The following is a 12260-nucleotide window of genomic DNA, read 5'->3' on the forward strand; positions in this document are numbered from 1 at the left end:
TCATGCCGAAAAAAATCATAAGAAATCTTCAGTTTGGAGTTGGTTTATCTTTATTGATCTTAATTGCAAGTTCAATTGCCTCTTACATCAGCATTCAAAGGCAGATGGAACACAGAGAAAGCTTATCCCAAAGCCGTCGTTCGATTACGGCTGTAAAAGACGTTCTAGTTGCTCTTCTTGATGCAGAAACGGGAAACAGAGGATATCAGTTAACGGGAAAAGAAAATTTCTTAGAACCCTACAAACGTAGTTTAGCAGATTATCCAAAAGCTTTCGAACGTGCAAAAGCATTAGATATTAAAGATAAAAATCAGCTTGAACGTTTGAAAATTTTACAGCAAAACGTCAACAGCAACATCAACAATCTAAAGCATTTTGTAGAAAACAGACGAAAAGGCATCGTAATGACCCAGCAGCAGGTTTTGATGAGCAAAACTTATATGGATAAGTGTCGCCAGATCGTTAAAGATTTTGTGCAATATGAAGAAAATCAGCTTGCTATAAAAAATAAAGATCTTAACCGTTCTTCAGATACAACGGTATTATTTATCCTGTTTTCTGCAATAGCAGCCGTTGTTGTTACTACATTTTTCTACATAAAATTACGTGCAGACCTTATCCGCAGAGACAAGCTTGAAAAGCAGTTGAAAGCTAAAGATCTGGAAATCAGCAGACGTGTAAGTGCCATTCAGCAAGTAGCCAATAGAGTTGCCAATGGTGATTACAGCCAAAAAGCTTCTGATACTTCCCAAGATGACCTTGGAGATCTGGTTGGATCTCTTAATAATATGACGGATTCTCTTAAAAAATCTTTCGATGAGATCAATAAAAGTGATTGGCGCCAGAAAGGTCTTGCTATTTTAAATGAATCTTTAGTAGGAAATAAATCTGTAAACGAAGTTTCAAAAAAATCTTTACATCAATTAATTGAATACGGAAATTGTATCAATGGTTCGTTATATCTTTTTGATGAAGGTGTATTAAAATTAAATACAGCTTTCGGACTGGAAGACAATATGAAAAAGACCTTTGAATTGGGAGAAGGAATGGTTGGTCAAGCCTTTGTTAATGAAAAAACACAGGTTTATAACAATCTTCACGAAGAAGATTTTACGGTAACTTTTGCCAGCAGTAAAATTACAATCTACGGAATAATATTGTTGCCGATTTTGGCAGACGGACACACAATCGGAGTTTTAGAATTAGGCTCAACATCTAATTTTGAAGACGAACGCGTAGATTATTTCACAGAATGCAGCCGAAACATCGGAATTGCTCTAAGTGCCGCAAAAAGCCGTGAAAAAGAACAACAATTATTAGAAGAAACTCAAGCTCAATCGGAAGAATTACAGGTTCAACATTCTGAATTGGAGAATCTTAACACAGAATTAGAAGCTCAGACTCAAAAATTACAAGCTTCGGAGGAAGAATTGAAAGTTCAGCAGGAAGAACTAATGCAGGCCAATGCCGAATTGGAAGAACGTTCAAGATTATTGGAAGATAAAAATCACCTGATCGCCGAGCGTAACAATGAAATTCAGAAAAAAGTAGAAGAACTCGCTTTAAGCACAAAATATAAATCTGAATTTTTGGCGAATATGTCGCATGAGCTTCGAACACCATTGAATTCAATCCTGCTTCTCTCTCGTTTAATGGCTGAAAATCCTGATGAAAATTTAAATGAAGATCAAGTAGAATCGGCGAAAGTAATCCAAAGCTCAGGAAGCAGTTTATTAACCTTGATTGATGAAATTTTAGATCTTGCTAAAATCGAATCCGGTAAAATGACGTTGGAATATGAAGAAGTAATCATCGATGATATTCTAAAAGATTTAAAAAGTTTATTCAAACCAATTCTTCGTGAAAAAGGAATTGAATTTAACATCGAAATAGAAAATGATGTAGAAAAAGCTATTGAAACCGACCGTTTGCGTGTAGATCAGGTCATGAGAAATTTACTTTCAAATGCTACAAAATTTACGACGGAGGGAAGTATCAATTTAAATATCAAAAAAGATCCGAAGAACAACGATTTCATCATTTTCAGTGTAAAAGATACCGGAATCGGAATTGCAGAAGACAAGCAGAAAATCATTTTTGAAGCCTTTCAACAGGCGGATGGATCCACAAGAAGAAAATTTGGAGGAACAGGTTTAGGTCTTTCAATTAGTCGAGAAATCGCGAGATTATTAGGTGGTGAATTAATGCTTACGAGCAAAGTAAATGAAGGAAGCGAGTTTAGTTTAATCATTCCAATTAAGGCTATTTCAGAACCTATTCACCCTGAAACAGATCAACATTTAATGGAAACCATTCGTGAAGATGTTGAAGAAATTCAAAATATCCTCGAGGATGGTGAAGTTCAATATACACTTCCTGTCAATACCTTGGAAATTCCAGAAAACGTAGCTGATGACCGCGAAACCATTACTGAGGGCGACAAAGTTATTTTAATCGTTGAAGATGATATAAATTTTGCTAAAGCATTATTGAAATATGCCCGTTTGCAGGATTATAAAGGTGTCGTTTCCGTAAGAGGTGATCATGCCTTATCCACTGCTATTCAGTATCATCCGGCGGCAATTTTGCTTGACGTTCAGTTGCCTGTAAAAGACGGATGGCAGGTTATGGATGAATTAAAATCAAATCCTCAAACCAAGCATATTCCGGTTCACATGATGTCTGTTTTACATGTGAAAAAGGAAAGCTTAATGAAAGGAGCTATTGATTTCATTAATAAACCTGTGGCTTTGGATCAGATGACCGAAGTTTTCAGGAAGATTGAAGAAGCCCTAAAAAAATCCCCGCAAAAGGTTCTAATTGTTGAAGAAAATGCAAAGCATGCAAGCGCACTCTCCTACTATTTAAGTAACTTTAACATCTCATTATCAGTAGAAAACAACGTTGAAGATTGTGTTAAAGCTTTAACGGATGGTAATTCAGACTGTGTTATTTTAGATATCGGAGCAGCGAAAGGAAATCAATATCAAATCATAGAATCAATCAAAAGCTATGAAGGGTTGGAAAATCTTCCGATCATTATTTTTACCGGACATAATTTAACCCAATCAGAAGAGCTGAAAATCAAGCAGTACGCTGATTCTATCGTTGTAAAAACGGCACATTCTTACCAAAGAATTCTAGATGAAGTCGGTTTGTTTTTGCATTTGGTTGAGGAAAAAAGCAATTCAGAAACCATTAAAAATAAAGTCTTAGGCTCATTAACGGAAGTTCTGAAAGGCAAAAAAATCCTGATTACCGATGATGACGTTCGAAATATCTTTTCTCTAACAAAATCGTTGGAAAAATATAAAGTAGACGTAGTTTTAGCGATGGATGGCAAGCAGGCTTTAGAAAAAATGAAGGAAAATCCTGATATCGACGTTGTTTTGATGGATATGATGATGCCGGAAATGGATGGATATGAAACGATTAAAGAAATAAGAAAAATACCGTCACATATGCGTCTTCCGATTATTGCGATCACTGCAAAATCGATGATCGGTGACCGTGAAAAATGTATCGCTGCAGGTGCTTCAGATTATATCTCGAAACCTGTGGATATTGACCAATTATTATCGCTACTACGTGTTTGGTTATATGAAAGTTAAACAGAATAAATTCTGATGAATAAGAAAATTTTAATTGTGGACGATGATCCACGTAATATATTTGCACTGAAACTGACCTTAAAGTCAAGAGGTTATCAGATTGAAAGCTCTACAATGGCACAGGAAGCTATTCAGATCTTACAAAAAGATGACGGAATCAATGTGGTATTGATGGATATGATGATGCCCGAAATGGACGGATACGAAGCCATTAAAATCATTCGTAATACTCCATCAATCAGCAAAATAGATATTATTTCCGTGACTGCGCAGGCGATGCCGGAAGACCGCCAGAAATGTCTGGATGCCGGCGCTCAGGATTATGTATCAAAACCGATTGATGTTGATCAACTGATAACTGCCATTGAAAAATTATCGTAAATGCTGGAACCAAGTATCGTAAAAGACGAAGAAGTAGAACATTTAATTAAAGATGTTTACGGCATGTACGGATACGATTTTTCCGAATATAGCAGAGCGTCTTTCAAGCGCAGAGTAAATCGCATCTGTCTTATTGAAAGATTTACAAGTTTTGCAGAATTGAGATATACTCTCATGAATGATCCGGAATATCTAAAGCGTTTTGTAGAAGAAATTACAGTGAATGTAACAGAAATGTTCCGTGATCCTGTATTTTTTAAAACATTAAGGGAAAAAATACTTCCCCAGTTAGGAACTTATCCGCTGATCAGAATCTGGGTTGCAGGTTGTTCCACGGGTGAAGAAGCGTATTCGATGGCTATTTTACTTAAAGAAGCGAATCTTTATCATAAATCATTGATCTACGGAACAGATCTTAATCCGTCAGTCTTAGAAACAGCCAGATCAGGCGTTTTCCCGTTACAACAAATGAAATTATATTCTGAAAATTACATGTTATCAGGCGGTAAAAAAGATTTTTCAGAGTATTACACAGCGAATTATGACAGCGTAAGATTTGATAAAAGTTTACAGGAAAAACTGATTTTATCTACTCATAATTTGGTTTCAGACAGTTCTTTTAACAGCTTTCAGTTGATTATCTGCCGAAATGTGTTGATCTATTTTGACAGAGGGTTACAGGAACGTGTTTTCCGTCTTTTTGATAACAGTTTGGAAAACTTGGGTTATTTGGCTTTAGGATCTAAAGAGACGTTGAGATTTTCTAATTTAGACAAATCTTATCATCAGGTTGAAGATCAAAAAATCTGGAAAAAACTGGATCATAATTAAATACATTGATTATGAAAAGCACAAATACAGAATTAATCGTTATCGGAGGATCTGCAGGCAGTTTGCAGGTCATTCTGGAAATGATAAAAAAATTAAATATTGAATTACAATTCCCAATCGTACTCGTAGTTCACCGCAAGGCGCATTCTACAAGTATACTTCCTGTTTTATTACAGCAGTTTTCATCCATGGAAGTAGTTGAAATTGAGGATAAAACAGAAATTAAAAACAACACATTATACATCGTTCCCGCAGATTATCATTTGTTGTTTGAAAATAAAAAACTCATGTCACTGGACAGTTCAGAAAAGATGAATTATTCGCGACCATCCATTGATGTAACGTTTAAATCTGCTGCGGAAATTTACGGTGAAAATGTGATCGGAATTTTGCTGTCAGGAGCCAATGCAGATGGTGTGGAAGGCTTAGGATACATCAAAAAAAATGGTGGAAAAGTCTGGGTTCAGGATCCTGAAACGGCTGAAGTAAATTATATGCCGAAACATGCGGTTGATGAAGTTGATTATGATTTAATTATCACACCAAATAATTTGGCGAATTATATTAATCAATTATAAAAATTAAAAGAAAAAATTTAGGATTTAAATATAACTAATATGAGTAAAAAGAAAATTTTGATTTTCGATGATGATACCACTATTTTGGAGGTAATTACCATCATCTTTGAGGAGAATGGATATGAAGTCGAAATTTCAGAAACCTCTCATGATATTGTAGAAAAAGTAACAAAATTTCAGCCGGATGTTATTCTGATGGACAATTGGATCCCAAGAATTGGCGGTGTTGAAGCTACAAAACTTTTGAAAAGTCATGAAGAATTCAAGCATATTCCTGTCATTTATGTAACAGCGAACAATGATATCGTGGCTTTGGCTAAGGAAGCTCAGGCTGATGATTATGTTGGAAAACCATTTAATCTGGATGATCTGGAAGGAAAAGTGGCTAAATATTTAAGCTAAAAAATCATCCTCAAAATTCTCCCGATACAATAATAAAGTCCCTACTTATGAAGTGAGGGACTTTATTATTTTTTAGAGTTTTGCTATTTTAAGTTTTTGAGTCTGAACCTTTTAAATATTCTATTTCTTTCTTCAGATCGGTAATATTGTAATTCATATGATTAAGGTTCAAAATAAGAGCCGTTAAAAACATTTTTATTCTTGGATTACTTATAATCTTATCTGAAAATGTAGGAACAATTATTCTCGTTTTTGAAACAATATTTTTAGCTAAAATATATTCGTTAAAGAGGTTTATTTCTAAATTAAAATTCTTTTTAATACTTAAAACCAGATATTCATAAACAAGATACTTATTTTCTGTGTGGTCGATCATCTTGTGAGTTTTTATACCATAGTATAAGTAATATCTATGCCATACTTCCTTTTATTATTTTTTTGTGAAAAGTATTTAATTATTAAATTAAATCTTATTGTAAAAAGTGCATTTCCAGCTACTTCCATCCACCGCCTAAAGCCGCATAAAGATTCACAACAGCCTGAAGTTGCTGTAATTTATCTGTAACCGCACTTTGTCTCGCCGTTAAAAGACTCTGCTCCGAAGTAAGAACATCCGTATAATTGGTTGCACTTGTGTATTTTAATAATTCTTTTGTAAAATGAACTGCCTTTTCGAGATTTGCAATTTGTTCTTTGCGAGAAGATGTTTTTTCATCTACCATTTGGTATTGATACAGCGCATTAGAGACCTCCTGCCCTGCCGTAAGCAACACTTTGCTATAATTATATTCTGCAGCTTCGTAATTCGCTTCTGCTACTTTTAGCTTTTGTTTATTAAGACCATTATTAAAAATTGGCTGCGTTAAACCTCCCACAATATTAGCAAGAAAAGCCCCCGCACTGAAAAAAGATTTCAACTGTGTCGCGTACAATCCAGCTTGTCCTGTAATCGTTAAGGCTGGGTAAAATGAAGTTTTTGCAACATTTACCTGCTCAAAATAAGATTGAAGCTGTAATTCGGCTTCTTTTACATCCGGTCTGTTGGAAAGCAATTCTAAAGGCAAACCAGTTGATAATTCACTGTAAATTTGTTCATTAAAAAGGGAATCTCGTTTTATCGTTCCCGGTGTTCTTCCAAGCAATAAAGACAAGGTATTTTCTGCCTGACGAATGTTGTTTTTTATATCCGGAACAGTAGATTTTACTGCAAAATAATTGGCAGCACTTTGCACTACGGCCGCGCCTGTAACTACATCGCTGTTTTTCAAAACTTTCATTGTTTCGGTATCTTTTGAATACACTTCTAAAGACTGATTAACAATATTCAACTGCTCATCATAAGCCAATAATTGATAATAAGTAATGGCTATATTCGCCACAAGCTGTGTCTGAACCGCCTGTCTGTAGGCATCACTCGCAAGATAACTTGCATACATCGATCGTTTGGTACTTTTCAGTTTGCCCCAAATATCGGCCTGCCATGACGAAAGTGCATACAACTGATACACCTGCGAATTGGTTGCCTGATTATTAGCAGGATGATACGCTCCAGCCGAAGCATTCCCTGAAAGTGACGGTAAAAATGCCTGTTTACTTTGAACAAAATTGGCTTCTGCTGCTTTCAGATTGGCGGTTGCTGTTTTTAGGTCTAAATTATTTTCAATTCCCTCAGAAATAAGCTGTTGTAATAAAGGATCTTTAAAAATTTCTTTCCAGGAAAGGACAGCCATACTTGTTTTGTCCGTTCCCTTAACTGAATCTCCATATAAATTGTCCGGAGCCGACTGTTTATTGACATACGGTTTCGTGACATCACAACTGTAAAGCAGTGCGGAACAAGCTGTAATATATAAAATTGATTTATATTTCTTTTTCAAATGTGTCATGCTTTTCACTGTAAGATTATTTTTTATCATCAACAATCAGTTCGTCGTTTTCGTCATATTTATTAGACTTGATTTTCTCCTGTAATCCTTGGAAAATTACATACAATCCGGGGATTACAAAGATTCCGAGCAAGGTTCCGAATAGCATTCCACCAATCGAACCGATACCAATAGATCTGTTCCCGTTTGCTCCAACTCCCGTCGAAAACATCAAAGGCATCAAACCAAAAATAAAAGCTAAAGATGTCATTAAAATCGGTCGGATTCTGATTTTTGCTCCTTCCAATGCGCTCTCCAACAATCCCATTCCTTCATGTCTTTTTTCAAGGGAAAATTCTACCATCAGAATGGCATTTTTAGCCAAAAGTCCAATCAGCATAATCATACAGATCTGAACGTAAATATTATTATCAATTCCAAATAATTTCGCAAAGACAAATATTCCGCTTAATCCAACCGGTAATGAAAGAATTACAGCTAACGGAAGAATATAACTTTCATACAAAGCACTTAACAAAAGATATACAAAACAAAGACTCAATAAAAATATGATACTCGCCTGAGAACCTGAGCTTTGCTCTTCCTTACTCATTCCGCTGTATTCAAAACTGTAACCCGGCGGTAAAACCTGTGCTGCTACTTCGTTGATGGCTTCCATAGATTGCCCTGTACTGTATCCGTTATTTGGAGAACCGTTGATAGAAATCGCATTATACATGTTAAATCGGGATATAGATGAAGGGCCGAACACTTTTTTCATCGTAACATATTCCGAAATAGGACTCATTGTTCCGCTTGCAGTACGAATTTTAATATTATTCATCTGTTCAACCGTTCCTCTGTAAGGATTATCAGCCTGAAGAATAATCTGATACTGCTGTCCGAATTCTGTAAAATTGCTCACATACGAACTTCCATAGTACACATTCATCAGATTTAAAATCTCTGACGGTTGTATTCCGTTATCTTCACATTTAGCGATATTGATATCTACTTCATATTGTGGGAAATTAGGATTAAATGAAGTTGCAGCATATTGAATTTCAGGTCTTTTGGTAAGAGCATCCAGAAAATTTTGTGATACAGCATAAAAATCGCTGATACTGTGCCCTCCTCTGTCTTCGATCTGAAAAGTAAAACCACCACTCGTCCCAAAACCACTGATTGTGGGCTGTTGCATGAAATTAATAGAAGCACCACGGATATTTTTTGTTTTCTCCGTAAGTTGCTGAATAATATCTTTATCGGTAATTCCGGGACGTTCACTCCATGGAGTTAGTCGTAAAATCAGCATTCCGTAAGAACTTCCGCTTCCTCCCAACTGATTTTGACCTAATGTTGTCATCGTAGCCTTTACCTGAGGAATCGTATGAGCAATACTATCGATCTGTTTATTAATTAGTTGTACTCTCTCTTTTGTAGACGCAGCGGGCAGCGTCACATTCACGAAAACGGTTCCCATATCTTCTGCAGGAACAAAACTGGATGCCACACTTTTTATCGTAAAATAAAAGAGACCTCCAAAAGCAATGACAATCATTGCGGTGAGCCATTTTCTTTTGATTAAAAAACTGACAGCATCTGTGTATTTATGAATTACTTTTTCATAGTTTGAATTAAATCCATTTTTAATTTTCTGGAAAAAACCTTTTTTAGCTCCTTCTTCTTCATGTTTTGGAGCCCGTAAAAACATGGCTGCCAAGGCAGGACTTAACGTTAATGCATTCACCGCCGAAATCATAATAGCAATCGCTAATGTAATCCCAAATTGCTGATAAAATACTCCTGCAGAGCCTCCCAAAAAAGTAACAGGAAGAAATACAGAAGCCATAACAAGGGTGATAGAGACGATGGCAGGTGCAATTTCACCCATCGCATCAATTGCGGCTTTACGTGGAGAAGTATAGCCGTTTTCCAGCTTACTGTGAACTGCTTCTACAACAACTACGGCATCATCCACCACAATACCAATCGCCAATACCAAAGCGAATAACGTCAATAAATTAAGGCTATATCCAAATAAATACAGAAAGAAAAACGTCCCAATAATAGAAACCGGAACCGAAACTCCGTGAATAATCGTAGACCTAACGTCCTGTAAAAAGATTAAAATTACTAAAAACACCAATAAAAAACATTCGACAAGAGTATGAAGCACTTTGGAAATACTTTCATTTAAGAAGTTATTGATATTTACCAACTCCAACATTTTAATGCCAGACGGAAAGTTTTTCGAGGCATCTGCCATTACTTTTTGGGCACCCAAAATTACTTCCTGTGCATTAGAACCAGGTGTCTGGCTTATGGAAATAGCTACTCCAGGTTTACCATTAATAGAAGTCGCACTTGTGTAAGTCTGAGTTCCAAGATCAATTCTGGCAATATCTTTTAGGTATAAATATTGTCCGTTTCCAATGGATTTAACAATCACTTTTTGAAACTGATCCAATGAAACCAAAGTTCCTGAATACGTAAGATCATATTGAAAAGCCTGTCCCATATTATCACCGATCTTGCCGGGAGCCGCATTGAAACTCTGAGCATTTAATGCAGTAGTAACATCTGAAGGAACCAAACCATAAGCTGCCATTTTATCCGGCTGTAACCAAATACGCATCGCATAGGTCATCGCTCCCCCAAAAACATTGGCTCCACCGACTCCTTTTGCTCTTTGTAACTGTGGAACAATATTTATCGCGGCATAGTTTTGTAAAAATTTCTGATCATATTGCGCCCGATCACTGAATAATCCAACAATCAAAACGTTACTGCTCTGTTGTTTTCTTACTGTTACACCAGCCTGCGTCACCGCTTGCGGAAGTTTAGACAATACAGTACTTATTCTGTTCTGAACATCTACTGCAGCCTGATTTGGGTCTACACCTACCGAAAAATAGACACTTATACTTGCAGAACCTGTATTACTTGCCGAGGAAGTCATGTAACTCATTCCCTCCACTCCGTTTATTTGTTGTTCTAATGGATAAACCACACTGTTAATCAACGTCGTTGTATTCGCTCCGGGATAGGAAGCCGAAACCTGAATCGTTGGTGGAGCAATATTCGGATATTGTGCTACAGGTAGACTACTGATCCCTAAAATACCCAATACCATAATGATTACAGAAATTACTGTACTCAATACCGGTCTTCTTATAAATAATTTTAGCATGACCTATGGGTTTTTAGTTTTCATCGCACGATAAATAGCTGCCGAATTAGCAGGCGTTGGTTTTATGACAGTGCTGTCGTTGATATTTAATCCATTAAGAACCAATTTATCTCCAGCTTGAATTCCGTCTTTTATGACCACAAAATTACCGTCATCTGTTGGCGAGGTTGTTACTGCTGTACTCATGACCATATTTCCTTTCGTTAGCTTATATACAAATGATTTATCCTGCATTTGGTAAATAGCTATTTGCGGAACCAGTAACGTGTTATCCATATTTACAGGTATTCTGATCGTTGCACTTGCCCCATTTTGAATAAGACCTAATTTGTTACTGAATATCGCCTTAAAAACGGCTGTTCCTGTACTGCTATCAATACCTCCGCTGGCAGTTTCCAATCTTCCTTTTTCTGGAAAAACGGTTCCGTCTGCCATTACTAATGTTACGAGAGGCATATTTTTTAATTTTTCAGTGGTTGTACTGCCTTTCATTGTTCCAAGAAATTCCAATAACTGTTTTTCATTCAAAGAAAAATAAGCAAATACATTGGTTGTATTGGATAAAGTCGTCAATGGTTCGGTTGCCGTACTGTTTACTAAAGCACCGATTTTAAACGGAATCAAACCAATTGTTCCGCTTTGAGGACTTTTTATATAAGTATACCCTTGATTGGTCATTGCATTAGCAAGAGTCGCTTTCGCCTGTGACAAAGCCGCCTGTTCCGATTGTAAGGCATATTGTGCTGAACTTAATTGGTATTTGCTGACAATTTCCTGTTCTACCAAAGGTCTTGCTTTTTCAACATTCATCCGGGCTGTATTTACGTTGGCTTCGGCGATTTTTATGGCACCTTTGGCGGTAACAATATCCTGTTCGTACTGAGGATTTTTAATTCGAAATAATAATTGTCCTTTAGTTACGGTTGCACCTTCTGCCACATAAATATCCTGAAGATAGCCAGAAACCATAGGCTTTATTTCAACAACATTTTCGCCCTGTATGGATGCAGGATAATCGTTGTAAACTGTAACCTGTCTGGGAGCAAGTGTTAAAACCTGATAACTTTGGATAGAAGTATCCTTTGTCTTTGTTTTCTTTTCGCCACATGATAATAATATCACCGAAATCAAAAGAACAAATTTATTTTTTGTCATAATAGCGTGTTTGTATAAAATAAAATCAAGCAAAAATGCAGAATTGTTTAAAGTAACCTTAGAAACTAACAGTTGAAACTTTCATTTTATCATTATAAAAATAAGGTTTTAATAGATAATTTTCAAGAAAAATAAATAACCTTAACGTATTTTCACATAATTATTAAATGTAAATCAAAAATCATCAATATTCAAAAGGAAAAAGGCTCCATAATGAAGCCTTTTGTTTATTGTATTCTTAAAA

Annotated in this window: 9 protein-coding genes; 5 read left to right on the forward strand and 4 right to left on the reverse strand. The window is 36.0% G+C overall.

Annotated features, from left to right (window positions below; genetic code table 11):
• Nucleotides 1-2 precede the first annotated feature (2 nt).
• From AC1Q7L_RS04620 to AC1Q7L_RS04640, 5 genes are read left to right on the forward strand one after another with little or no spacing between them, the layout of a single operon-like run.
• Nucleotides 3-3611, forward strand: a complete 3609-nt coding sequence (locus tag AC1Q7L_RS04620) for a response regulator (RefSeq protein ID WP_492306586.1) — start codon at nt 3-5, stop codon at nt 3609-3611.
• A gap of 15 nt (nt 3612-3626) precedes the next feature.
• Entirely contained in the window at nt 3627-3992 is a 366-nt protein-coding gene (locus AC1Q7L_RS04625; protein WP_410690194.1) for a response regulator, read from the forward strand.
• Complete coding sequence (locus AC1Q7L_RS04630; protein WP_410690193.1) at nt 3993-4823, forward strand: CheR family methyltransferase; 831 nt, start codon at nt 3993-3995, stop codon at nt 4821-4823.
• A gap of 11 nt (nt 4824-4834) precedes the next feature.
• The gene (locus AC1Q7L_RS04635) at nt 4835-5401 is read left to right on the forward strand and encodes a chemotaxis protein CheB (RefSeq protein WP_492306587.1); all 567 of its coding nucleotides are present in this window, start codon (nt 4835-4837) and stop codon (nt 5399-5401) included.
• 39 nt (nt 5402-5440) lie between these two features.
• Nucleotides 5441-5803: a response regulator gene (locus AC1Q7L_RS04640; RefSeq protein WP_066758997.1), complete on the forward strand. Its 363-nt coding sequence runs from the start codon at nt 5441-5443 to the stop codon at nt 5801-5803.
• Between the two features lie 88 nt (nt 5804-5891).
• Here the strand turns inward: AC1Q7L_RS04640 and AC1Q7L_RS04645 are convergent, their stop codons facing one another.
• The 4 genes from AC1Q7L_RS04645 to AC1Q7L_RS04660 all read right to left on the reverse strand — a co-directional run bounded on the left by AC1Q7L_RS04645 (nt 5892) and on the right by AC1Q7L_RS04660 (nt 12016).
• On the reverse strand, nt 5892-6179 hold the full coding sequence (locus tag AC1Q7L_RS04645; RefSeq protein WP_492306588.1) for a hypothetical protein: 288 nt from the start codon (nt 6177-6179) through the stop codon (nt 5892-5894).
• Between the two features lie 118 nt (nt 6180-6297).
• Nucleotides 6298-7719, reverse strand: coding sequence for an efflux transporter outer membrane subunit (locus tag AC1Q7L_RS04650; protein ID WP_492306589.1), 1422 nt, complete (start codon nt 7717-7719; stop codon nt 6298-6300).
• Nucleotides 7706-10861, reverse strand: a complete 3156-nt coding sequence (locus AC1Q7L_RS04655) for an efflux RND transporter permease subunit (RefSeq protein ID WP_492306590.1) — start codon at nt 10859-10861, stop codon at nt 7706-7708. Before AC1Q7L_RS04655 ends, AC1Q7L_RS04650 begins: the two co-directional genes overlap by 14 nt.
• 3 nt (nt 10862-10864) lie before the next feature.
• Complete coding sequence (locus AC1Q7L_RS04660; RefSeq protein ID WP_492306591.1) at nt 10865-12016, reverse strand: efflux RND transporter periplasmic adaptor subunit; 1152 nt, start codon at nt 12014-12016, stop codon at nt 10865-10867.
• Nucleotides 12017-12260: the final 244 nt, after the last annotated feature.

The sequence above is a fragment of the Chryseobacterium sp. GW823-FHT05E08 genome (assembly GCF_058795655.1).